This is a genomic window from Sphingomonas sp. (assembly GCF_964263785.1).
In the GTDB taxonomy this organism is placed as follows: domain Bacteria; phylum Pseudomonadota; class Alphaproteobacteria; order Sphingomonadales; family Sphingomonadaceae; genus Sphingomonas.
In genome coordinates, this window is the sequence record NZ_CAXVWL010000131.1 from 1 (window position 1) to 23,423 (window position 23,423).

Here is a 23,423-nt window from a genome sequence, read left to right on the forward strand (position 1 = left end):
GGCCGCGCGTTCCCGACCGCCCAGGCAGATAACCCTCGATCCGAACCCATTGTTCGTCCGTCAGCATGCGTCTGCTCAAGGCCCGGCTCCTTCGCCAGCCTTCAATCAGAACCGCCGACCAAATGGAATCCCTCAAATGCAGACGCGACCTAGAGGAAGTTGCCAACGGAGCTGGCATAGCTTCGACGGTTTTGCGCGAGATTGTCGCTAGCCGGCGCGATGTCGATCCATCAATAGACGCACGCCTAACCCGCTACTTCCGCATGTCTGAAGGGTTCTTCCTTCGTCTGCAGCTAAGCCATGACGTGGAAGAGGTGCGACGAAACGAGGCGGACGCGCTCGACCGCATCGTCCCGCGCGCCGCCTAACCCTCCGCCAGCACATCCTTCGCCGCGCCGTAATAGCTCGCCACCCGGTCCGCATACGCCTGGTCGAACGAGGGCGCGTTGTTTGCCCAGCTCGGGCCGCCCTCTAGCACGCGCTTGTCGATCGTCACCACGTATGCGTCGCGCACCGGATCATATTGCAGCAGCTCGAACGGCAACGGATAGAAGCTCTTGCCCATGCCGAGGAAGCCGCCGAGCGACAGTACCGCATGGGTCGCGCGCCCCGTGCCCTTGTGGACCATGAAGGCGGCGACCGAGCCGACGGTGTCGCCGTCGCGGCTGTCGACCTTCAGCGTGTGGGAGACGGTGGATTGCACCAGCAGCAGCGTGGGGGTCTCGGTTGTCATGGCGGTCTCCTTGGTGCCTTCAAACCGTCCGTGATGCAGCACGGTTCCGCGCTTGCGGCTTGAGGCGGCAATGCTTTGCGCATACCTGGCTGCATGCGCTGTTCCGCCATCTTCGTCGTGACGCTTGCGCTCGCCGCCTGCGTGCCGGCTGCGCGTCCTGCGCCCGAGCCGGTGCGCGCCGTGCCGGTCGTAGCGTTGCCGCCGCCGCCCGCCGCGGACTGGCGGGACCGGCCGGCGAACGCGGGGGACTGGGCTTATCGCCGCGACGCGCGCGGATCGATCGCGCTGTTCGGCAATGCCGGTGCGGATGCCACCGTGACGCTGCGTTGCGATATTGCCGCGCGTCGCGTGTATCTGTCGCGAGCGGGAGTCCAGAGTGCTGCGCTTTCGATCCGGACGTCCACGGCGAGCCGCACGCTGGCGGTGCAGCCTACCGGCGGCCAGCCTGCCTATGTCGCGGCCGCGTTCGCGCCCAACGACGCGCTGCTCGACGCCATCGCGTTCAGCCGCGGACGGTTCGTAGTCGAGCAACCCGGCGCTCCTACGCTGGTCATCCCAGCCTGGCCCGAGATCGGGCGGGTAATCGAGGATTGCCGCGGTTAGCAAATGTAGGCTTGCGTGTCGGTCTCCGTCACCGCATATTCGACCCACGTCCAAGTGCGGGCGTGCTTTATCAACAAGCGAAAGGAGGTGATCCGATGTCTCATGGTTCAGCAGTGAGTTCGGTTCGGTTCGTTCGGGGGACGCGCCGCTAGTGTCCGTAAAGGCCTGCTGCAACGGTAGGTCAGGATGCGAGCGGATCATATGGTCTCCCGGGCTGGAGCTCTCCGGCCGCTGACCATGTCAGGAGGTTGCCGGGCCGTCGTGAGACGTCCGGCAACCTCTTTTCACGTCTGGGTCCGTCAGACCCGCAAATAACGGAAATACCAGACCTCGCGGCCCTGCCGCCGCGCCTTGCGCTCGTAGCGGGTCTCGGGCCAGTCGGCGGGTCGTTCGAGGAAGTCGCGCGGACGCTGCGCTTGCCAGACGAAGTCGGCGCGCGTGTTCATCACCATCATCGCCCAGCGGCAATAGGTCGGGTCGTCGGTGCCGAGGCGGAACTCGGCACCGCGCTTCAGCTTGGCGGCGATCGCGTCGAGCGGGCCGTTGTTGACCATCCGGCGCTTGGCATGGCGCGCCTTGCGCCAGGGATCGGGGTGGAGGAGGTACACGCGGTCCAGGCTGGCGTCGGGAAGCCGCTCGATCACGTCGAGCGCGTCGCCCATGTGGAGGCGGACGTTGGTCAGCGCGCCATCGCGGATGTGGCTGAGCGCGCCGACGACGCCGTTGAGGAAGGGTTCGCAGCCGATGAAGCCGGTGGCGGGATCGGTGGTGGCCTGCGCCGCGAGATGTTCGCCCGCACCGAAGCCGATCTCCAACTGAAGCGGGCGATCCTCGCCGAACAGGGTCCGTGCGTCGAGCGGGCCGGTATCGGGGACCGAGAGAGCGGGCAACGTGGCCTCGACCAGTTCGGACTGGCCCTTGCGCAGCCTATGGCCCTGACTGCGGCCGTAGAGGCGGCGGATGGTGGCGGGATCGTTCATCGGGCGGGGCTCTAACGGCATGCGGCGGTGGAGCAAAGCGCGGGCGTCGCCCGTTTGACGGGCATGAGCAAGATCGGCAGGGCCGCCAAGGCCGAACGCACCGCCACCCACAAGGCGGCGCAGGAGCGCGACACCTGGCCCGTCCGCATCGCGGGCGCGGCCAGCGAAGTCGCCGATCAGCCTCCGCTGGTCGCACTTTCGGCGGGGACGATCGTGCTGGGCGCGGTGCTGCGCCGTCCGGCCGTGATGCGGGCAGGACTACGGATGCTGGCGAGCCATGCGCTGGCGACCGGCATCAAGACGGTGCTGAAGACGACGATCGACCGGACCCGCCCGAACAAGGCGATGAGGGACGGTCACCACATCGGCAAGGGCAGCGGCACGGATGACACCGACCTGAACTCCTTTCCGTCCGGGCATACCGCCGGCGCGGTGGCGATCGCGCAGGCGGTGGCGCGCGATGCGCCCGCCGCCGCGATCCCGGTCAGGCTGGCTGCGGGCGCGGTCGCTGCAATCCAGATGCCGCGCGGCAAGCATTACATCAGCGACGTGCTGGCGGGCGCGGCGATCGGCTGGGTCAGCGAGATGGCAGCGAGCGCGGCGTTGCGCGCCGGGGAACGCAGGCTGCGCGAGGCTTGGGCGCGTTATGCCGCGGCAAAGACGAACTCGGAGCCGACATAGGCGCGGACGACCTTCTCGGGCATCAGTCGGAGTGCCTCGGCGATGAAGACTTCGCCGGTGCAATGCATCGGGACGATATAGGCGGGATCGATCCGCGCGAATTCGGCGACCGTGCGCCGCGCTTCGTCCTCGGTGCGGGGACGCACGAGGTGGAAGCCGCCGATCACCGCGTGCACCTTGTCGATGCCCGACACTGCCTGCGCGCGGCGGACCGAGTTGATGACGCCGCGATGGCTGCACGAGGCGATCACGACCAGGCCCAAGCCCTTGACGGCGTAGCAGGTCGCTAATTCGTGCTCGCCGTCGTCGGGAATTTCGGAGGCGGCGCGCTTGGCGGGATCGAGCAGCGCGCGGGCGCAGCCGACGCCGGGGCGCATCCGGGTAGGGATGGCAGCGCGCTCGAAACTGTCGAGCGGGATGACACCGGTGGTGAACGCGTGGTTGGCGAGCAAGGTGGGCGCGGCCTCGATCCGGGTGTCGAAACCCGCCTTCGCCAGAGCGGCGCGGTCGAGCGTTCCCATCACCGGCGGCGGATCGCCGACCATCGCCACCCGCTCGCAAAAGGTCTCCTCGCCGCCGACCACCAGCGGCAGGCGGCGTGCAGCGGGCGGGTGCGTGCCGAACAGGCCGGAAAAGCCGCCGTAATGGTCAAGGTGGCCGTGGCTGAGCACCGCCGCATCGATCGTCAACGGGTCGATGCCGAGCAGCGCCAGATTGTTGGCGAGGACTTCGGGCGAGTAGCCGAAGTCAACGAGCACGCGCCGGGACTGCGCGCCTGCCTGCGATTGGGCGAGGATGGACAGGCCGAACTCGCCGAGCAACGCGCGCGGCAGCATCCGCGGCGCGTGCGGCGGCCCGCCGTTGCCCGCCCGGATCACGGTCAGGCCGGGCAGGTCGAGTTTGGGCAGGAACGGCCCGAACGTCGCCGAGTCGGTCACGACCTGGAGCCGGAGCCGGTCGACTTCGGGCACCCGGAGGAGCGGTGCGCCGCCTGCTACCGGCGGCGCCAAGGCAGCGACCGCGCCTGCCGCCAGGATCGAGCGTCGTGTGAAACCGTAGGGCATCTCGTGTCTCCCCTGAGGCAAACATAGCATGATCGTCGGCCGGTGTCGCTCGCAGCATGACGGCTGCGCCGGGCAGCAATCGGACTTTGCGTTAACCAACAATGCTAAGCTGTCGAAAGTGAATTGAGGGTATCGAATATCGGTGATCAGATATCGGGGGTGACATGAAGACGGTCTTGCTCGCGGGCCTCGCGCTTGCATCGTTCGCGACAGCGGCGTCGGCGCAGGAATTGGTGCAATGGGCGGCGCCGGCGTCGGTTCAGCAGGGCCGATACTCCTATTTCCCCGTCGGCACGCCGCTCCGGCTCACCACGCGCACCGAACTCAACACCAAGTTCAGCCGCCCCGGGGACCGTTTCTACCTGCAGGTCGCCGAAGAACTGACGTACCGCGGCCAGGTGGTCGTGCCGATCGGCTCGGTCGCGGTGGGCGAGGTCGCTCGCGCCGAACGCAACGGCCATTTCGGCAAGAAAGGCCAACTCGAGGTCCGGCTGCTCTACGTCCAGACGCCGAGCGGACCGGTGCGCCTGTCCGGAAGCAGCGAGCATGCCGGCAAGGGGCAGGGCGTGCTGGCGATCGGCGGCGCGCTCGTCGTCGCTTGGCCGATGTTCTTTATCCACGGCACCAGCGGCCGGTTGCAGGCCGACTCCCCCATCACCGCCTATCTGGCAGACGACCTGCGCTTCCCCGTGCAGACCCCCGCGGTCCAGGCCGCGGCGATTGCGGTCCCCGACGGCCAGGCCGGCACGGTGCTCGCGGCGAACGGGGGCCGTTAACGGTCCGGGCTCACGCGCCGACGGCAGCCTTGAGCTTGTCCACCAGGTCGGTGCGTTCCCAGGTGAACAGGTCGCCTTCCGCTTCACGGCCGAAGTGGCCGTAGGCGGCCGTCCTGGCGTAGATCGGGGCGTTCAGCGACAGGTGCTGGCGGATACCTTTCGGGGTCAGGCGGACGAGTTGGGGGAGAATCTGCTCCAGCTTGGCTTCGTCCACCGTGCCGGTGCCGTGGGTGTCGACGTAGACCGATAGCGGCTCGGCGATGCCGATGGCGTAGCTGAGCTGGATGGTACAGCGCGTCGCCAGCCCTGCGGCGACGACGTTCTTCGCCAGATAACGCGCGACGTAGGCGGCCGAGCGATCGACCTTGGTCGGGTCCTTGCCGCTGAAGGCGCCGCCGCCGTGGGGGGCGGCACCGCCGTAGGTGTCGACGATGATCTTGCGCCCTGTGACCCCGGCGTCGCCGTCGGGTCCGCCGATCTCGAACGCGCCGGTCGGGTTGATGTAGATCGCGGTCTCGTCGGTGATGAAGCCGACGGGCAACACGTCGCGCATCACGCCGGTGACATAGTCGCGCAGCTCGGCGTATTTGGCGGCGTCGGCGTGTTCGCCTTTTTCCGAATAGCCCGCCTTGTGCTGGGTCGAGACGACCAGCGCGGTGGCGCGGACGGGCTTCTCGTTCTCGTAGGCGAGCGTGACCTGGCTCTTGGCGTCGGGTTCGAGGAACGGTGCGGCGCCGGAGTGGCGGTCGGCGGCCATGCGCTCGAGAATCTTGTGGCTGTAATAGAGCGTGGCGGGCATCAGCCCCTCGGTCTCGTCGGTGGCGTAGCCGAACATGATGCCCTGGTCGCCGGCGCCTTCGTCCTTGTTGCCGCTCTCGTCGACGCCCATCGCGATCTCCGCGGACTGGCCGTGGAGGTTGTTCTCGAACCGGAAGGTTTCCCAGTGGAAGCCCGACTGCTCGTAGCCGATGCGCTGGACGGTGGCGCGGACCGCGGCCTCGATCTCGTCCTGAACGCCCGGTGCCCACTCGCCGTTCTCGTAGACGCCGCGACCGCGGATCTCGCCCGCCAGCACGACGAGCTGGGTGGTCGTCAGCGTCTCGCAGGCGACGCGTGCCTCGGGGTCCTTGGACAGGAACAGGTCGACGATCGCGTCGCTGATCTGGTCTGCGACCTTGTCGGGATGGCCTTCGGACACCGATTCGGAGGTGAAGAGATAGGAGCTGCGCATCGCGGGAGCCTCATGACGATATAAAGAAAGCTTTATATCGCCGTTAGCGTCGTCGTCGCCGGATGGCAATCGCGATCGCGAACAGCAGCGCGGCGACCAGCGCGGCCATGATGTTGCCGGTGCGGGAGAACAGCGTCGGCGGTAATGCAGCCGGGATCGGCAGTTCGATCGCGCCTGCGGTCTCGTGCGGGATGGTGGCGAGCAGGCTGCCGTCGGCGGCGATGATCGCGGAGATGCCGGTGGGGGTGGCGCGGACCATCGGCAGTCCTTCCTCGATCGCGCGCATTCGCCCCTGCGCCAGAAACTGCGGAGAACCCCACGTTCCGAACCACGCGTCGTTCGACGGATTCAACAGCAGCCGCGGACGACGCGCGCGGTCCACCAGTTGCCCCGAGAAGATGATTTCGTAACACACCTGTACGCCGATGCTGCCGAATCCGGCCAGGACGATGTTGGCAGGGCCGGGGCCGGGGGTGAAATCGAGGTCGCCGGGGACGATCCGCGCCAGCCCGAGCGGGCGCAGGAGCCACGGTATCGGCAGATATTCGCCGTAGGGGACGAGGTGCGCCTTGTCGTAGCGGCCCGCCAGCCTGCCGCGTGCGTCGATCGCGAAGACCGAATTGGCGGCGGCCGAGATGTTCCCATCGGGGGCGAACGATAGCGCCGTGCCGCCGGTCAGCAGGATGTCGCGCGGACCCAGGACGCTGGCGATGCGGCGGCGGGTATAGCTGGCCGGGCGGTCGTAGGCCCAGGCCGGATAGCCGTCCTCGATCAGGTCGCGGACGACGCCTTCGGGCCAGACGACGAGGCGGGGGGCGGGGCCGGGGGTGCCCGAGCGGCGGAGCAGGGCCTGGAGGACGCGTTCGCCGTCGTTCTCGCCGCGGTCCTCCTGGCCGATGTCGGGCTGAACGATCCGAATGCGGGCGGTATTCTCGGGCACAGCCGGGGGCGTGGCGGGCTGCGGGTAGCCAAACGCCTGGAGCGCGACCGCGACGAAGGCGACGGCGGCGGCGGGCCACCAGCGGCGGCGTCGCGCGCTGAGCACCAGCCCGCCCGCGGCGGCGACGGTGAGCCCCGACAGCGCGTAGGTGCCGACATACGCCGCCAGCCCTGCGACAGCCTGCACGGGCACCCAGATAACGCCGAGCGGGTCCCAGGCGTAGCCGGTGAACATGATGGCACGGAGCCATTCGGTCGCGATCCAGGCGGCGGCGAAGATCAGGACGTAGGCTGCATCGGGGGCTGCATCGGCGTTTGGCTTGCGAAACCGCCATGCGATGCCGGCGGCGGCCATCGGATAGACCGCGAGGTAGAGCGCCAGCGCGACCGCCGCGAAATAGCCGAGCACCGGCGGCATCGCGTCCTGGAAATCGAAGGCGTGCTTGAACCAATTGTCGTTGACGGTGAAATGGCCGACGCCGAACGCATAGCCGCGCCACAGGCTGGCGCGGAAGGTGGGGGCGGCGTGGACCAGCGCGATCCAGACGGCGAGGCAGGCGAGGGTGAGCGGCCAGAGTTCGAGCGGGGCGAAGCCGCAGGCGGCGAGCGCGCCGAGAACGAGGCAGAGGAGCGCGGACTTCATCGCGACCGGGTGCTTTCAGGCGAAAGGTCACGGGGTGAAGTGACGTTTCGCGACGTTGGCGGGGCGATGACGTTGACACTGGTTGACGCGTGCGCGCCGGTTATTCGAGGCTCGTTTTTGCTGATTTTCCTGCGATTTCCGGGGCGGACGTTGACACCGGTTGTCACGTGAACGCTGGCGGACGTTGTCACACGTTGACGCGTGATTGGAAACGGTGGTGGGTTGTCGTTTCCGGATGGGTGCTGATCTGCGGGGAGGGGCGGTGTGGCCATGCGCACGCGTTACACTCGGCGAACGCTGTAGGACAGCGTTCCGGTGGGCTGCCGCTGCCATCGTAAGTTCCTCCCCCGCGAGGGGGAGGGGGACCAGCGAAGCTGGTGGAGGGGGCTGGCCGCAAGCGATCTCGCCAGTGGCAAGCCCCCTGCACCACGCGCTACGCGCGCGGTCCCCCTCCCCCTCCGGGGGAGGAGTTGCTAGGGAACCCCCATGCCTCGTCCGTTTCACCTCGCCTTTCCCGTCCACGACCTTGCCGCGGCGCGCGCCTTCTACGGGGGCGTGCTCGGTTGTCCGGAGGGGCGGTCGAGCGTGCAGTGGATCGATTTCGACCTGTTCGGGCATCAGATCGTCGCGCATCTGTCTGGACAGGCGCGCGGGGCGGACCACAGCAATCCAGTCGACGGGCATGACGTGCCGGTGCCGCATTTCGGTGTGGTGCTGGAGATGGCGGACTGGCGTGCGCTCGCCGAGCGGGTCGAGGCGGCGGGCGTCGCATTCGGGATCGCGCCGCATGTGCGCTTCGTCGGCCAGCCGGGGGAGCAGGCGACGATGTTCTTCTGCGACCCGAGCGGCAACGCGCTGGAGTTCAAGGCGTTTGCCGACGATAGGCAAATCTTTGCCACCGAAGTGGCGGGATGATTTTCGCGACCTGAAAGGCAGCATATGGGCACTCCGATCACCCTTGATATCCCGCATTCGCTCGGCAAGGACGGGGTGCGCGCCCGGCTCGACGGCGGCATCGGGCGGATCGGCGAGAAGATTCCGGGCGGCGCGCAGGTCGAGCATCGCTGGGACGGCGACGTCATGCACTTCACCGTCGCGGCGATGGGGCAGCGGATCGCGAGCGAACTGACGATCTTCGAGGACAAGGTCCACGCGGTCGTCGACCTGCCCGCGTTCCTTGGGCTGTTCGCGGGCGCGGTGAAGGCGGCGATCGAGAAGGAAGCGCCGAAGCTGCTGCGGTGATCACCTTCATCCTGGCGCGCGCCGACAATGGCGTGATCGGCCGCGACGGCGCGCTGCCGTGGCACCTGCCCGCTGATCTCAGGCGCTTCAAGACGCTGACGATGGGCCGCGCGATGGTGATGGGGCGCAAGACCTTCGAGAGCTTTCCGGCGCCATTGCCGGGCAGGCGGCATATCGTGCTGACCCGGGACCGCGAGTGGGCGGCGGCGGGGGCCGAGGCGGCGCATTCGGTCGCCGAGGCGATGGCGCTGGCGGGGGAGGATGCGGCCGTGATCGGCGGGGCGGAGGTGTTCGCGCTGTTCGACCCCGACCGGGTGGAGCTGACCGAGGTCCATGCCGCGCCGGAGGGGGGTGCGATCGTGCCGGCGTTCGTCGGCTGGCGCGAGGTGTTTCGCGAGGATCATGCCGCGGAGGGTGAGCGGCCGGGGTATAGTTTCGTGACGCTGGTGCGTCAGGCATGAAGTTCTCTTCGTCACCCCGGGCTTGACCCGGTGTCCCGCTTCCTTTTGCCGGCCCAAGACGCGGGGCCCCGGCTCAAGCCCGGGGTGACGGGTGGGCGGGGCGACGGATGGACGGTAGGTCCGCTGGCGTCCTATCCCGAGCCTGCGTATAGGCGCGCGCATGCAGCGGCTTGATGGCGGCGCGGCGATCCCCGGTGCTCTGGCCGGCGGTGTCGTCGCGCTCGGCAATTTCGACGGGTTCCATCTCGGTCACCAGGCGGTGGTGGGCCGTGCGGTGGCGCGTGCGCGCGCCGAGGGGCGGCCGGCGCTGGTCGCGACGTTCGATCCGCATCCGGTACGGCATTTCCGGCCCGACGCCGCGCCGTTCCGGCTGACGACGCTCGACCAGCGCGAGCGGCTGTTTGCCGAAGCCGGGGCGGATGCGATGGCGGTGTTCCGCTTCGACGGCGCGCTGGCGGCGCTGACCGCGGAGCAGTTCGTGACCGAGCGGCTGATCGGCTGCCTGCGGGTCGCGGGGGTGGTGACGGGAGAGGATTTCACCTTCGGCAACGCCAAGGGCGGAAATACGCGGGTGCTGGCAGCGGCGGGGGCGGCGCACGGCTTCGCGGCAGAGACGGTGGGGCCGGTGGCGCTGGACGGCGTGGGCGTCTCGTCGAGCCGCATCCGCGACCTGCTGCGGCAAGGCGATATGCGCGGGGCGGCGCGGTTGCTGACCCGACCCTTCGCGATCGAGGGCGTCGTCCGGCATGGCGACAAATTGGGGCGGACGATCGGCTATCCCACCGCCAACGTCGACATGGGCAAGTATCTGCGGCCGGCGTACGGCATCTATGCGGTGCGCGGCCGGCTCGACGACGGGACGATACTCGACGGCGCGGCGAACCTGGGGGTGCGGCCGACCTTCGAGCCGCCCAAGGAATTGCTGGAGCCGTATTTCTTCGACTTCTCCGGCGACCTGTATGGCCGATGTGTCGAGGTGGAGCTGATCGAGTTCCTGCGGCCGGAGGCGAAGTTCGACACGCTGGATGCGTTGCAGGCGCAGATGGCGGCGGATTGCGCGCGCGCCCGCGAAATCCTAAGCGCCGCGGGATGACCGACACTCCTCCCGACGCTGCTGAGGCAAAGCGCGACTGGCGCGATACCGTCTTCCTGCCGAAGACCGACTTTCCGATGAAGGCGGGGCTGGCCGCCAAGGAGCCCGCGATCCTGGAGCGCTGGGCCAGGATCGGGGTGTACGAGCGGCTGCGCGAGATGCGGCAGGGTCGCGAGCGGTTCATCCTGCACGATGGGCCGCCGTACGCCAATGGCGACATCCACATGGGCCATGCGATGAACAAGGTGCTCAAGGACATCATCGTCCGTTCGCAGACGTTGCTTGGCAAGGACGCGCCCTACGTGCCCGGCTGGGATTGCCACGGGCTGCCGATCGAGTGGAAGGTCGAGGAAGCGTATCGCGCGAAGAAGCTGTCGAAGGACGACGTGCCGGTCGCGCAGTTCCGCGCCGAGTGCCGGGCCTATGCCGAGAAGTGGGTCGCGGTGCAGCGGGTGGAGTTCGAGCGGCTGGGGGTGATGGGCGACTGGGACGACCCGTATCTGACGATGAAGTACGAGGCGGAGGCGGCGATCGTCGGCGAGCTGCTGAAGTTTGCGGAGAGCGGGCAATTGTACCGCGGGGCCAAGCCGGTGATGTGGTCGCCGGTCGAGAAGACCGCACTGGCCGACGCCGAGGTCGAATATGAGGACATTGTGTCGACTCAGATCGACGTGGCGTTCGAGATCGAAGATGCACACGGCTGCAAGCCGATCGAGTTAATGCTGGCGCGCGGAGGGCGCGTGCTCGCAATGATTTGGACCACTACGCCTTGGACGATTCCCGTCAACCAAGCACTCGCGTTCAACCCGACCGTTACGTACTCCTTTCTCCGGCTTGGTGTTGCGCGTCCTTCGCAAGAGGATGAGCCTTGGCCAGATTATGAGATCAACAAGCGACTTCATAAAGCTGGCTATCGTCTCGATAACGACGCCTACCTTGTCGCAAAGGACTTGATTGATCCGTTTGTCAAACGGGTAAATCAAAAAGTGTCTAAGATTGATTTTAGCGACCTCACATCATTGCCCGTAAGGCTGTTTGAAACTCCCGATTTTTCTGTGTCGGGTGGAGCATATGTTGAACTGTTCGGGAAAGAACTGGTTGGCGCAACCGTCCGTCACCCCATGCATTACCTCGGCGGCTTCTTCGCCAAGCCGCGGCCGTTGCTGCCGGGCGACTTCGTCACCACCGATGCGGGGACGGGGTTGGTCCATATGTCACCCGATCATGGCGAGGACGATTTCGCGCTGTGCAAGGAATATGGCATCGATCCTGTGTTCGCGGTCGACGGGGCGGGGATGTACCGGGCGGACTGGGCGTGGCTCGGTGGGCAGGGCAGCGTCATCAACAAGAAGTTCGTGAGCGCCAACGGGCCGATCTGTTCGGACCTGCGCGCGGCGGGCGCGTTGCTGGCGGCGAGCGACGATTATGCGCACAGCTACCCGCATTCGTGGCGGTCGAAGGCGAAGGTGATCTTTCGCGCGACGCCGCAGTGGTTCATTCCGATGGATGCTTCCTACCCCTCTCCCCTTGTGGGAGAGGGAGGGGCCCGCTCGCGCAGTGAGTGGGAGGGTGAGGGGGATGCTGCGAGCGATCCGCTCGTGACTCCCCCTCACCCTTCCGCGGCTTCGCCGCTCCCTCCCTCTCCCACGAGGGGAGAGGGGAATGGCGCAACCCTGCGCGAGACAGCGCTCGATGCGATCGCGCGGACGCGGTGGGTGCCGGCGCGATCGGAGAACCGGATCACCGCGATGGTCCAGGGCCGCCCCGATTGGGTCATCAGCCGTCAACGCGCGTGGGGGGTGCCGATCGCGGTGTATCTCGACCGGATGACCGGCGGGTATCTGAACGACCCGGCGGTCAACGCGCGGATCGTCGCGGCGTTCGCGGCGGGCGGGGCGGATGCTTGGTTTACCGCGGATCACCAGGCGCTGCTGGGCCCCGAGTATGAGGCGGGCGATTACACGCCGGTGCAGGACATCCTCGACGTGTGGTTCGATTCGGGCTGCACGCATGTGTTCACGGTCGAGGCGCGGTACGGCCCCGACGCGTGCGCGAACCTGTATGTCGAGGGGTCGGACCAGCATCGCGGGTGGTTCCAGTCGTCGCTGCTGGAATCGTGCGGGACGCGGGGGCGGGCGCCGTACGACGCGGTGCTGACGCACGGCTTCGCGCTCGACGACAAGGGGCGCAAGATGTCGAAGTCGCTCGGCAATGTCGTCGATCCGCTCAAGATCATCGGCGAGAGCGGTGCGGACATCCTGCGGATGTGGGTCGCGTCGACCGACTATTTCGAGGACGTGAAGATCGGCAAGGAGGTGCTCGCCACCGCCTCCGACGCGTACCGCAAGCTGCGCAATACGTTCCGCTATCTGCTCGGCGCGCTCGACGGGTTCGAGGAGAGCGAGCGCGTGGCGGTTGCGGAGATGCCCGAGCTGGAGCGCTACGTGCTCCACCTGCTGGGCATGCTCGATACCGAGCTACGCCAGGCGGCGGACGGGTATGAGTTCAACCGCTACCTGCGGCTGCTGACCGACTTCGCGCAGGACGATCTGTCGGCATTCTTCTTCGATATCCGCAAGGATTCGCTGTATTGTGACGCGACGGGTGACCCTAAGCGGCGGGCGTACCGGACGGTGCTCGACACGCTGTTCCACGCACTCGTCCGCTACGCCGCGCCGATCCTGTGCTTGACCGCCGAGGAGGTGTGGCAGGCGCGGTTTCCGAGCGAGGACGAGTCGGTGCATTTCCTGGAATGGCCCGAAGTGCCGGTGCTCGACGGCACCGACATGCTGACGACCAAGTGGCGCGATATCCGCGCGCTTCGCACGCAGGTGACCGAGGCGATCGAGCCTTTGCGGCGTGAGAAGACGGTGCGCTCCAGCTTGGAGGCCGAAGTCGTCGTTCCCGAAACGCCGGGCGATGCGGCCATGCTTGCCGAGGCATTCATTGTCGCATCGGTCGTGTCCGGCGAGGCCCTGGCGGTCGGGCGGACCGATTACCTGAAGTGCGGGCGCTGTTGGCGGCATCTGCCCGAGGTGACCGACGACGGCGCGCTGTGCGCGCGTTGCGAGACGGTCGTGGGCACGCAGGTGGTCGATGCGTGAGTGGCCACGCACCGGCCTGATCGCCGCCGCGGCGCTGTTCGTGGCCGACCAGCTCTCGAAATATCTCGTCACCGGGCCGCTCGGCATCGCACAGGCGGGGGATGCGCGTGAGATCGTCGGCATCTTCGACCTGCGCTTCGTGCCCAATGTCGGCATATCGCTGGGGCTGCTGCCTGCCGACGGGCATTTGACGCGCTGGGCGCTGGTGCTGCTGACCGGTGCCATCGCAGTCGGCGTCGCGGTGTGGATGTGGCGCGAGCGCAATCGCGTGGACCAGGCCGCGCTGGGGCTCGTGCTCGGCGGGGCGATGGGCAACATCCTCGACCGGATGCGGCTGGGCTATGTGGTCGATTTCGCCGACCTGCACTTCCCAACGCCCTGGGATCCTCAGTGGCGGCCGTTTTTGGTCTTCAATGTCGCCGACGCGGCGATTACGATAGGCGTGCTCGTTTTGCTCGTCCGGGCGTTTCTGACCCGCGATAAGCCTGACGTGCCAGTGGAGAATTTCAATGCGTAAGACCATCGTGGCCGGCGTCGCCGGTGCCCTGCTGCTGTCGGGCTGCGGCAAGAGCGGCTACGACCGGGCGCGTCCCGACGAGTTCGCGGTGGCGCGCCAGGCGCCGCTGGTGATCCCGCCCGATTTCGCGCTGGTGCCGCCCGCGCCGGGCGCCGCTCGGCCGCAGGATTCGGCCAGCAACGCGCAGACGCTCGACGCGCTGTTCGGCGGATCGGCGGCGCGCAGTGCGTCGGAACGCAATGCGGTGGATGCGGCGGGCGGCGATAGCGCCGATCGCGGCATCCGCTCCAACGTCGGCGACCCCGATACCAACGTCGTCGACAAGGGCGCGACGACGCGCGACATCGTCGCGGCGCCCGAGGGCGATGGACAGGATGCCAAGGCGAGCGCGGGGACCAAATAGAACTCTCGATACCTCCCCGGAGCGGGGGGGGGGGGGGGGGAACCCGCCGCAGGCTGGTGGAGGGGCAGTTTCGGGCGGCACCGCTTGTGACTGCCCCTCCACCATCGCTTCGCGACGGTCCCCCTCCCCGTGCCGGGAGGTATAGTGATCAGAACGCCGCGGTCAGCGATACCAGGACGGTGGCGTCGGCAATCGAGCCGGTACCGTCCTGCCCCTTGCTGAAGCTTGGCTGCAGATAGGCGGATTCACGCTTGCTGATATCGGTGTCGATATAGGCGACACCGAGGGTGAGCGGGGTGCTGGGGATCGTATAGTCCGCGCCTGCCAGCCAGTCGAAATACTCACCCGTAGGCGAGACGCTGGTGGCGAAGGGGCCCAGGCCCTTGTTGCCGTTCGAATAGCCGATGTGGCCCTTTACCGTCAGGCCTGTGTTGGGCACGCCCGCGGCGGCATCGCCCCAGACGTACAGATTGTCGTCCTTGGCGTTGACCCGGTCGTACACGCCGTTCGCGGCCGAGGTGCCGTTGCGGTACCAGGGGCCCAGCGCCTGCTGCTTGGGCGCATAGGCGACACCCGCGGTCAGGTTGAGCGGCCCGGTGGTGCCCGACAGCTTGGCATAGGGTTCGATGAAGTCGGTGTTGTCGAAGCCGCCCGGATACATGTACCAGGTCGCGCCGACATCGAGCGTGCCGCCGCCGCCGATCGGAGTCTTGAACCCGGCGATCAGGTCGAGTTCCATGTTGGCGCCGCCGAACGTGCCCCAGCCGGCGAGGTTCGACCCCCAGGTGCCGACGTAGAAGCCGCTCTTGTGCGCGATCGTGAAGCCGCCCTGGACGGCGAGTTGCTCGTCCGACTGCGATACGCCGCGGAAACGGTAGTCGCTGACGATCGCGACCGAACCGGTGACGGTAACGGCCTTGGGCGGCGCGGTTTCGTCCTGCGCGAACGCGGGAGCGGCTGCGGCCAGCATGGTGCCGGCCAATAGGAGAGTGGTGAAGCGCATCGTATCCCTTTCGAAAGATCGATGTCCCCGCCTGCATGCCGAACGGTGCCGCGTCTGTCGGGACGAGCCCCCGCGCGATCGTCCTGTCCGACGCCGATGAACATGCCACCCGCTGCTGCAGCGCACAAGACGTTTCGGTGGCGTCAGCGCGTTTGCGCGGCGTCGTGTGGCGCCCCGGCCACAGCCTCACGGAAGCGCGCGAGGCCGCGGTCGAGGTCCGCGATCAGGTCGTCGGCGTCCTCGAGTCCGATCTGAAGGCGGATCATCGGCCCGGCGTCGTCGCGTTTGGTGGCGGAGCGATGGCGGTGCGGGTCGATGGGGAGCGCGAGGCTCTCGAACCCGCCCCAGCTGTAGCCGATGCCGAAATGGTCGAGCCCGTCGATCAGCGCGGCGCGTGCCGCCTCACCGCCGCCGTCGAGGATGAAGGAGAACAGGCCGCTTGCGCCCCTGAAATCGCGCAGGAAGGTCTCGTGTCCGGGGCAGGAGGGCAGCGCGGGATGGAGGACGCGGGCGACGCCGGGCTGGTCGGCGAGCCAGCGGGCAATGCGGAGCGCGTTCGCGTCGTGCTGCTTGAGACGGACCGCCATCGTGCGCAGGCCGCGGGCGGCGAGCCAGCAATCGTCGGGACTGGCGACCTGGCCGAGCGCATAGCTGGTGTCGCGCAACGCCTTCCAATGCGTGGGCGCAGCGGTGACCGAGCCGAGCATCACGTCGCTGTGGCCGACGACGTATTTGGTGCAGGCGAGGACGGTGAGATCGACGCCGTGCGCGATCGCGGGAAAGAGCAGCGGGGTGGCCCAGGTATTGTCGAGGATCGTCGTCACGCCGCGCGCGCGCGCGACCGCGGTGATGGCGGGGACGTCCTGGACCTCGAAGGTGAGGCTGCCGGGGCTTGCGAGCAGGATGGCGGCGGTGTTGGGAGCGATCAGCTCGGCTATCCCTTCGCCGATCAGCGGGTCGTAGAAGCGCGTGGTGATGCCGAAACGCTTGAGCAGGCCGTTCGCCATCGACCGGGTCGGGTCGTAGGCGGTGTCGACCATCAGCAGCTCGTCGCCGGGCTTGAGCACCGACAGCAGTGCGGCGGCGAGCGCGGCGACGCCGGAGCAATAGAGGAAGCTCCCCTCCGCGCCGGGTTCCAATTCGGTCAGCGCATCGGCGAGGCTCCACTGGGTCGGCGTGCCCTTGCGGCCGTAGAACAGGCGGTGGTGCGGATCGGCGCGCCCGCCTTCGCGCAAGGCGGTGACATTGTCGTAGAGGATGGTCGAGGCGCGCCACACCGGCGTATTGACGATGCCTTGCGTCCATTCCGGGCGGCGGCCCGCGGCGACCACGCGGGTCGAGTCGCCCTTGACCTCGTCGGTCATGCGCGCGCCTTGGCGGTGGTGGGATCGCTGCCCCATTCGCTCCAGCTGCCGTCGTAGAGTGCCATGTCGTGCCCGAGCAGATGCGCGGCGAAGACGATGATGGCGGCAGTGACGCCCGAGCCGCAGGTGGCGACGGCGGGCCGCGCGAGATCGACGCCCGCATCCGCAAAGGCTCGGGCAAGCGCGTCACCGCGCTTCCAGGTGCCGTCGGCTTCGAAAAGCGCGGCGTAGTGGAGGTTGCGCGCGCCGGGAACGTGGCCGGGCTCGACGCCTGCGCGGGTCTCGGGCTCGGTGCCTGCAAAGCGCGCTGGCGACCGGGCGTCGACGACCTGTTCAGTGGGGGCGACGGCGTTGGCGCGCATCGCTTCGAAGGTGCGTGGACTGGCGAGCGGACGGCCCCGGACGGTCTCAACGGGCGCATGCGTCGCAATCTCGGCGGTGAGCGCGCGGCCCTCGGCGCGCCATTCGGCGAGACCGCCGTCGAGGATCGCGACATTGGCGAAGCCCGCGGTGCGCAGCATCCACCAAGCGCGCGCCGACGAACGGAGCGGGGAGGCGTCGTAGAGGACGACCGCGTCCCCGGCGGCGATGCCGAGCGTGCCGAGCCGGTCGGCGATCGCTTCCGGCGACGGCAAGGTCATCGGCAGCGGCGAGGCCGGATCGGCAAGCGTCGCCAGATCCAAGAATACCGCGCCCGGGATGCGCGCGGTGGCGAACTCGGCGGCTGCATCGCGCGCGTGTTCGGCAAGATAGTAGCTGGCGTCAACGATGCGGACATCGTGCGCGTGTTCGGCGAGCCAGCCGGTGGAGACGAGGGAGTCCATGTCGTTGATCCTAGGCACCAAGACCGGCCGGTAAAGCGAAAGCGTTGACACTGGTTGACACGTGGGCTCGACCCCCGATCCCGGACCACAAGACGTTGACACTGGTTGACACGTGAAAGCGGTCGACGTTGTCACCGGTTGACGGGTGCGAAGATCGGCCGTCAACGGCGAATAGCCATGCGGGCGACCGGCGACCGGAGCGATGTTGCGAGGGAACGAGCGAGGGCATGGCTGGGGCTTACACGAGGCAAGGATTGTAGGACAGCACGCGGCGCAAACCGTGCTGGCGATGGCGTCCGGCTTTGGTGATTAGTCTAGCGGAACGGCTGCTTCCCGGGACGACAAAGGCTTGGCTCACGCTCGGCGAAGTCGCTGATCGATGCCTCTTCCAGTAACTCGAGCGCCGAGCACCTTGGTCATGACACTTTCGAAAGGGCGACGACCCTGGCCGGCGTTTCGGCGAGCGTGTGTTCGAACAGCGGCGCGTCGTGCATGGGCAGGACCACCCTCACGTCATCGAGGGATGAGGCGGCCAGCAGAGCGCGCTTGAATATCAGTGACCCCGTCCCCTGGACCACTTGGCTGACAGCCGAACGCTGCTCCTTGCCGGTGAGCTGACCTTTGGTCCTACCGCGGTAGCGGTTGCCAAGGCCGTAGCTGCGGGACTGCCACATCTGGTTGATCGCGATCGTGGAACTGTCTTGCGAGAGGAAGTATTCCGCGCGCTTCGTGCCAGAAACGTCGGGGGCAAGGATCTCGGTCTTGTTGGCGTTGATGTTGAGACCTACCTTTTGCAGCTGCCTGATGAGATCCTGCAGCGCGCGACGCGCGTGCAACTCGGGGTCGGCGATGATGCGGATGTCATCCACGTAGCGGTAGTAGTCGTAGCCCTTCCTCGTCATCTCTCTGTCTACGAACGATAGCAGGATGTTCGACAGGAAGGCGGAGGCGTCGCGGTTCTGCGGAAGATCGTGGTCCCGGCTGAACGTCCATTCGCTCAGCAACCGGTCCAGGGTGGCGATCGCGTTGCGGATCTGGAGCTTCTCGGGTCCGCTCGCGGCTAGGTTGGGAACCGCCTTCTCGAGCGCGTCGACGATCTGCACGCGCGAGACGTTCTCGATGAAATTGCTGAGGTCCGTGATAAGCAGATGCCGCCCCGATTTGCTGGACGCGAGCGTCACGCCTTCGAACGTGAACCATCGGTCGATCTTGTTTGTGAACAGGTACTTGGCGTTCAGCGGCGCCGGCTCGTAGCGGTAGCTGAGCACACGGTGACGAGCGGCCGATGTTGAGGGCCGACAAACGGGCGCTGAACGGCTGACAGCGGGTCAGATCGTCGGTGCGATGCGAACAGCAGGCTCAGGTTTTCCAGCGGGAGCATGCACAGAAGTCGGTCGCAGGACAGCATGAGCGCACTTCGAGATCGGTCACTCCCTCGCCAATGCTCAACTGGGCACAGCTTAAGCGAGCTTGCACTCCCCATTCCAGTCCTTCGAGCGTCCATCGGCTGACGCTTCGCCGCACCCGTCGCAGGTCGGCGGGCAGGCGGCGTCGGGCCGGCGGGCGGACCTCAGGTCCGGAAGAAGTCGCCCGAGCTTCGCTCCGATATCGGTGGGTTCATTGCCTTACGGATCGAGCCGGGTGCCGCGTAGCTGTGCCTGGCCGCTTAGTAGATGATCGCCCGCGAATCGTCCTACCATCAGCGGGTATGAGCCGGGATCGACCCTCCACTCGCGTTTTACGACATCGTAACGGGCGATAACCCGCGGATCGACCGCCAGGGTCACGCGCCGCGTCTCGCCGGGCGCGAGCCGGACCTTGGTGAAGCCGGCCAGGCGATCGGCCGTCGTGCCCTCACCGCTCCTTGCCCGGACATAGAGCTGCGGCACGTCCGCGCCGGCCCGCGACCCGGTGTTCGTCACGTCGAAGCTGACCCGCAGCGCGGGTCCGTCCTCGACCGCGAGCTTGCCATAGCGGAAGGTCGTATAGGAAAGGCCATAGCCGAACGGGAAGAGCGGCTTGCGGGCCTGTCGGGCATACCAACGATAGCCGGCGTCCGAGCCTTCCCGGTACTCGACCGTGAACGGGCGGACGCCGGCGGACTGCTGATGCGTGGTCTTGTCGCCCGCCGCCCGGCGCGCTTCGGCGTCGCGCAGTTCGGGTAACCCCACCGGCATCGGACGCGGCGCTTGGTAGGCGCTGACCGGAAAGGTGATGGGTAGCCGCCCGGACGGGTTCACCGCCCCTACCAGAATGTTCGCGATCGCTTCGCCGCCGCGCTGGCCGGAGTACCAGGCCTGGAGCACCGCCGGAACCCGTGCGATCCACGGCATGAGCACGGGACCGCCCGTCTCCAGCACCACCAGCGTCCGGCGGTTCGCCGCCGCCACCGCTTCGATCAAGGCGTCCTGGTTCTCCGGAAGTGCCAGGGTCTCGACGTCCTGCGCCTCGCTTTGCCATTGCCAGGCGAATACGACCGCGAGGTCCGCCCCGTGCGCCGCGGCTGCGGCGGCGCGTGGATCGCGGCCGTCGACATAGGTCACCTCCGCTCCGGGCATTGCGGCGCGGATCGCGCGCAGCGGCGACGAGGCGTGCCAGGTCATGCGTGCGAATGACGCCGCCTCGCCGCGGGTCAGCGGGATCTCGACCGGCGCACCGCCCACCGAGCGGACCTGGCTGGAGCCGCCGCCCGACAGCACGCCCACGTCGGCGTGCGCCCCGATCAGCACGACCCGCTTCGCGGTGCGGGCGAGCGGGAGGAGGTTCGCGTCGTTCTTGAGCAGCACGATGCCTTGCTCGGCAGCGTGCTGTGCGACTTGGGCGTGGGCGGCGTAATCGATCGGCTGTGCCGCCGCCGGCACGGGCGCATCCATCAGCCCCGTCGAGATCACGCCGGTAAGGATGCGGCGGACCATGTCGTCCAGCCGCGCCATCGGCAGGCGGCCGGCGCGAACCGCGTCTTCGAGCGGCTTGCCGAAGAACATGGCGGTATCGAGCTCCTGGCCCGACTGCTGGTCCAACCCGGCCAGCGCCGCCTTTTCGGTGGAATGGACGCCGCCCCAGTCGGACATCACCCACCCCTTGTAGCCCCAGTCGCCTCGCAGAACTTGGGTCAGCAGAAACGGGTTTTCCGAAGCCCAATCACCGTTCACCTTGTTGTAGGCCGCCATCACCGATCCCGGGCGCCCGCGCTCGATCGCGATCTGCAGCGCAAGCAGGTCGCTCTCGCGCAACGCCGCTTCGCCGATGCGCGCATCGAGCACATGGCGGCCGGTCTCCTGTGCGTTCAACGCGAAGTGCTTCACCGTCGAGACGATGCGGTTGCTCTGCACGCCGCGGATCTGCTCGCCCGCCATCAGGCCGGCGAGCAGCGGGTCCTCGCCGAGATACTCGAAGTTGCGCCCATTCCACGGGTCCCGCGTGAGGTTCACGCCGCCGGCCAAAAGAACGTTAAAGGTCTTCGCGCGCGCCTCCGCCCCGATCATCGCGCCGCCCTGGTAAGCGATGTCCGGGTCGAAGCTGGCCGCGGTGGCGAGGCCTGCCGGCAGCGCAGTCGCCACGTCGCCCTTCCGCTGCTCCACCTGGTTCGCGACGCCCAGACTGGCGTCGCTCTCGCGTAAGGTGGGGATGCCCAATCGGGGCACACCGGGCACATGCCCGGCGGAGGGGATCATGGTGATCGGCGGAACCGGCTTGGCGAGCGGGGGGAAGTAACCGTGCACATAGGCCAGCTTTTCCTCCAGCGTCATCCGTCGCACCAGCGCGTCGGCGCGTGCTTCGGCCGATCGGTCGTCGATCTGGGCAGGGGCCGAACGCGGCGGAGCGGCCAGTGCCTGGCTCAGTGCGGGCGAAGCTGCGCATAGCAGGGCGGTCGTCGCGAACAGGCTAGCGACGAGGGGACGGGTATTGATCATGACTGTTCTTTCGGGGCGGCATTGATCGGAAAAAGAGGGGCGAACCGCGCGTCGTGCGGTTCGCCCAGCACGGCGACGCGATCGGGGAACAGAGCGTGCGTCGTCATGTCCGGCCGTTGAGCCGAAATCGTATCAGAAAGCGGCCTTTGCCCTTACGCCCCAGGTCCGCGGCGGCTGAAGCGTCGACAGGAACACAGGCGCGTAGCGGGTCGGCCCGAACGCGCCCGCCCCGGTGCGGATGCGGCCGTTCTCCAGGTTCTGGACGAAAGCCTCGATCAGGTATTTGTCTTGCGGTGCGTTGTAGCGGATCGCGAGATCGGTCTTGGAATAAGCATCCTGCTGGTCGAAGTCGCGACCGTAATAGATCGGCTGCCCGGCCACGACCCGATTGGTACGGTCGCCGTTGAAGAAGGTCAGATAGCTCCGCGTTTCGAAGTGAACGGTGGCACGCGGCGTGATGCTGCCTCCATTCGCCAGGTTGAAGTCGTGCTCGTAACTGGCAGTCGCGGAGAAGCGAGGCGCGTGCGCCAGTTCGTTGCCGCGAAGCTGGCGTTGCGCGGTCGGATCGCCAGAATTGTCGAGCCGCCCATCGACGCTGAGCAGGCTCTTGAGCCGCGTCTTCTGCACCGTGCCGGAGAATTGCAGCCGGTCGTCGTCGGTGAAGTTGGCGGTGAGTTCCGCTTCGACGCCGTACGCGGTGGCGCCCCGCGCGTTCTGGGTCGAGACCTGGCTGGCGATCACGTTACCGTTCGCGTCGCGCGTGTTGACGACCTGGTTGACCTGATACCCTTTGAAATCGGAGTAATAGCCCGCGAGATTGAGCGTCAGTTTGCGGTCGAACAGCCGCGATTTCAGACCCACTTCGTAATTGGTCAGCGTTTCCGGATCGGTCGTCTGCCCGCCGTCCTGAATATTGCCCGACTTGAACCCGGTCGAGACGCTGGCATAGCCGAGTACGTCCTGCGCCAGGTCGGCATCGACGCGGCCGAGCCAGGTCAGCTTGTCCCAGCTTCCCTTCACGTCGTTGTTGGAGATGGAGAAATTGCCGCCCTGCGCATTGAGAAAGGCGAGGAGCTCCGCGGCGGTCGCGTTCGGAAGCACCCCAAAGATGTTGACGGTGCAGGACAGGGCGCCTGGCGCCGGGCAGCCAAAGGCGGTGACGTTTCGGCCGCCCTTATCCTGCTTCTTGTCCTTGGTGTAGCGCAGGCCGCCCGTCAGGCGCAGCGCGTCCGTGGCGTGCCAAACCGCCTGGCCGAAAGCAGCGCGCGAATCGATACGCCGGTTCGCCTGGATGAAGGAGCCCACGAACGCTCGCGTGCCGCCGAACCGATAGCCGTCGCGTTGATCGACGTCGAAGCGGATGCGGTTCACTTCGTGCGAGTAATAGCCTCCGAGGATCCAGTCGATCGCCCGCTCGCCTACCGACTGGAGCTGCACCTCGTGGCTGTTGAACTCGAACCGCGAGTTGACCGTGCGGTTCTCGCCGAAGCCGCCCAGGTATAGCTGAAGCCCGCTCGCCGGGTCGAAGCCGCCGGTGGGCGGCAACGCGCCAGCGTCCGCGTCGACCTGCGTGCTGCCGCCGATCCGGTTATAGCCCGCGATGTAGTTGAGCCGGACCGCGTCGCCCAGTCCAAGGCTGATTTTCGAACGGATGCTTGCCGCATAGCGATCCTGATAGGTCGCTGTGTCGGCAATGACCGAGAAACGCTTGGTACCCGGGCGAGGCGTTTGCAGCAGCGCAATGATCGGGCCCCCGGTGTCCTTGAAATATTCACCGGACAGGTCCCAGCGCAGCCGGTCCGACGGCTCGAAGCGGCCGCTGAGCCGGACGGAGCGCTGCTCGCGGCC

At 67.4% G+C, this 23,423-nt stretch carries 22 protein-coding genes; 11 read left to right on the forward strand and 11 right to left on the reverse strand.

Annotated features, from left to right (window positions below; translation table 11 throughout):
• Positions 1-65 precede the first annotated feature (65 nt).
• Positions 66-368 carry a transcriptional regulator gene (locus tag ACE5C1_RS16860; protein WP_374945237.1) on the forward strand — a complete coding sequence of 101 codons (303 nt, stop codon included), beginning with the start codon at positions 66-68 and terminating at the stop codon, positions 366-368.
• On the opposite strand, the gene ACE5C1_RS16865 is transcribed toward ACE5C1_RS16860, so the two are convergent.
• A complete protein-coding gene (locus ACE5C1_RS16865; protein ID WP_374945238.1) occupies positions 365-733 on the reverse strand; it encodes a PRC-barrel domain-containing protein in 369 nt (122 codons plus the stop codon). The two genes, ACE5C1_RS16860 and ACE5C1_RS16865, sit on opposite strands and share 4 nt — an antisense overlap.
• Positions 734-826: 93 nt before the next feature.
• Here ACE5C1_RS16865 and ACE5C1_RS16870 point away from each other — a divergent pair, with 93 nt between their 5' ends.
• A complete protein-coding gene (locus ACE5C1_RS16870) occupies positions 827-1,336 on the forward strand; it encodes a hypothetical protein (RefSeq protein WP_374945239.1) in 510 nt (169 codons plus the stop codon).
• Between the two features lie 299 nt (positions 1,337-1,635).
• Here ACE5C1_RS16870 and ACE5C1_RS16875 read toward each other — a convergent pair whose 3' ends face one another.
• The gene (locus tag ACE5C1_RS16875; protein WP_374945240.1) at positions 1,636-2,316 is read right to left on the reverse strand and encodes a tRNA (guanine(46)-N(7))-methyltransferase TrmB; all 681 of its coding nucleotides are present in this window, start codon (positions 2,314-2,316) and stop codon (positions 1,636-1,638) included.
• Between the two features lie 63 nt (positions 2,317-2,379).
• Between ACE5C1_RS16875 and ACE5C1_RS16880 the strand changes: the two genes are divergently transcribed.
• The gene (locus ACE5C1_RS16880) at positions 2,380-2,997 is read left to right on the forward strand and encodes a phosphatase PAP2 family protein (RefSeq protein WP_374945241.1); all 618 of its coding nucleotides are present in this window, start codon (positions 2,380-2,382) and stop codon (positions 2,995-2,997) included.
• Here the strand turns inward: ACE5C1_RS16880 and ACE5C1_RS16885 are convergent.
• Complete coding sequence (locus tag ACE5C1_RS16885; RefSeq protein ID WP_374945242.1) at positions 2,961-4,061, reverse strand: MBL fold metallo-hydrolase; 1,101 nt, start codon at positions 4,059-4,061, stop codon at positions 2,961-2,963. The two genes, ACE5C1_RS16880 and ACE5C1_RS16885, sit on opposite strands and share 37 nt — an antisense overlap.
• Before the next feature lie 164 nt (positions 4,062-4,225).
• Between ACE5C1_RS16885 and ACE5C1_RS16890 the strand changes: the two genes are divergently transcribed.
• Positions 4,226-4,837 (forward strand): hypothetical protein, encoded by a 612-nt coding sequence (locus ACE5C1_RS16890; protein WP_374945243.1) that lies wholly within the window; start codon positions 4,226-4,228, stop codon positions 4,835-4,837.
• Between the two features lie 10 nt (positions 4,838-4,847).
• Here ACE5C1_RS16890 and metK read toward each other — a convergent pair whose 3' ends face one another.
• Positions 4,848-6,068 carry a methionine adenosyltransferase gene (metK, locus tag ACE5C1_RS16895; RefSeq protein WP_374945244.1) on the reverse strand — a complete coding sequence of 407 codons (1,221 nt, stop codon included), beginning with the start codon at positions 6,066-6,068 and terminating at the stop codon, positions 4,848-4,850.
• A 43-nt stretch (positions 6,069-6,111) separates the two neighbouring features.
• The gene (gene lnt, locus ACE5C1_RS16900; RefSeq protein ID WP_374945245.1) at positions 6,112-7,650 is read right to left on the reverse strand and encodes an apolipoprotein N-acyltransferase; all 1,539 of its coding nucleotides are present in this window, start codon (positions 7,648-7,650) and stop codon (positions 6,112-6,114) included.
• A gap of 486 nt (positions 7,651-8,136) precedes the next feature.
• Here lnt and ACE5C1_RS16905 point away from each other — a divergent pair, with 486 nt between their 5' ends.
• From ACE5C1_RS16905 to ACE5C1_RS16935, 7 genes are all read left to right on the forward strand, one after another.
• Positions 8,137-8,565, forward strand: coding sequence for a VOC family protein (locus ACE5C1_RS16905; protein ID WP_374945246.1), 429 nt, complete (start codon positions 8,137-8,139; stop codon positions 8,563-8,565).
• A 24-nt stretch (positions 8,566-8,589) separates the two neighbouring features.
• A complete protein-coding gene (locus ACE5C1_RS16910) occupies positions 8,590-8,892 on the forward strand; it encodes a polyhydroxyalkanoic acid system family protein (protein WP_374945247.1) in 303 nt (100 codons plus the stop codon).
• Positions 8,889-9,353: a dihydrofolate reductase gene (locus ACE5C1_RS16915; protein WP_374945248.1), complete on the forward strand. Its 465-nt coding sequence runs from the start codon at positions 8,889-8,891 to the stop codon at positions 9,351-9,353. The genes ACE5C1_RS16910 and ACE5C1_RS16915 overlap by 4 nt, the downstream gene beginning before the upstream one ends.
• Before the next feature lie 160 nt (positions 9,354-9,513).
• Complete coding sequence (locus tag ACE5C1_RS16920) at positions 9,514-10,446, forward strand: bifunctional riboflavin kinase/FAD synthetase (protein ID WP_374945249.1); 933 nt, start codon at positions 9,514-9,516, stop codon at positions 10,444-10,446.
• A complete protein-coding gene (gene ileS, locus ACE5C1_RS16925) occupies positions 10,443-13,550 on the forward strand; it encodes an isoleucine--tRNA ligase (protein ID WP_374945250.1) in 3,108 nt (1,035 codons plus the stop codon). The genes ACE5C1_RS16920 and ileS overlap by 4 nt, the downstream gene beginning before the upstream one ends.
• On the forward strand, positions 13,543-14,067 hold the full coding sequence (gene lspA / locus ACE5C1_RS16930; protein WP_374945251.1) for a signal peptidase II: 525 nt from the start codon (positions 13,543-13,545) through the stop codon (positions 14,065-14,067). Before ileS ends, lspA begins: the two co-directional genes overlap by 8 nt.
• Positions 14,060-14,470: a DUF3035 domain-containing protein gene (locus ACE5C1_RS16935; RefSeq protein WP_374945252.1), complete on the forward strand. Its 411-nt coding sequence runs from the start codon at positions 14,060-14,062 to the stop codon at positions 14,468-14,470. Before lspA ends, ACE5C1_RS16935 begins: the two co-directional genes overlap by 8 nt.
• A 148-nt stretch (positions 14,471-14,618) precedes the next feature.
• Here the strand turns inward: ACE5C1_RS16935 and ACE5C1_RS16940 are convergent, their stop codons facing one another.
• From ACE5C1_RS16940 to ACE5C1_RS16965, 6 genes are all read right to left on the reverse strand, one after another.
• Positions 14,619-15,473, reverse strand: coding sequence for a TorF family putative porin (locus ACE5C1_RS16940; protein ID WP_374945253.1), 855 nt, complete (start codon positions 15,471-15,473; stop codon positions 14,619-14,621).
• 143 nt (positions 15,474-15,616) lie between these two features.
• A complete protein-coding gene (gene metC / locus ACE5C1_RS16945; RefSeq protein ID WP_374945254.1) occupies positions 15,617-16,837 on the reverse strand; it encodes a cystathionine beta-lyase in 1,221 nt (406 codons plus the stop codon).
• Entirely contained in the window at positions 16,834-17,661 is an 828-nt protein-coding gene (locus ACE5C1_RS16950; RefSeq protein WP_374945255.1) for a sulfurtransferase, read from the reverse strand. Before ACE5C1_RS16950 ends, metC begins: the two co-directional genes overlap by 4 nt.
• A gap of 416 nt (positions 17,662-18,077) precedes the next feature.
• A complete protein-coding gene (locus ACE5C1_RS16955) occupies positions 18,078-18,929 on the reverse strand; it encodes an RNA-directed DNA polymerase (protein ID WP_374945256.1) in 852 nt (283 codons plus the stop codon).
• A gap of 357 nt (positions 18,930-19,286) precedes the next feature.
• Positions 19,287-21,575 (reverse strand): glycoside hydrolase family 3 C-terminal domain-containing protein, encoded by a 2,289-nt coding sequence (locus ACE5C1_RS16960; protein ID WP_374945257.1) that lies wholly within the window; start codon positions 21,573-21,575, stop codon positions 19,287-19,289.
• A gap of 132 nt (positions 21,576-21,707) precedes the next feature.
• Positions 21,708-23,423, reverse strand: a 1,716-nt coding sequence (locus ACE5C1_RS16965) for a TonB-dependent receptor domain-containing protein (protein ID WP_374945258.1), incomplete at its 5' end; no start/stop codon positions are given.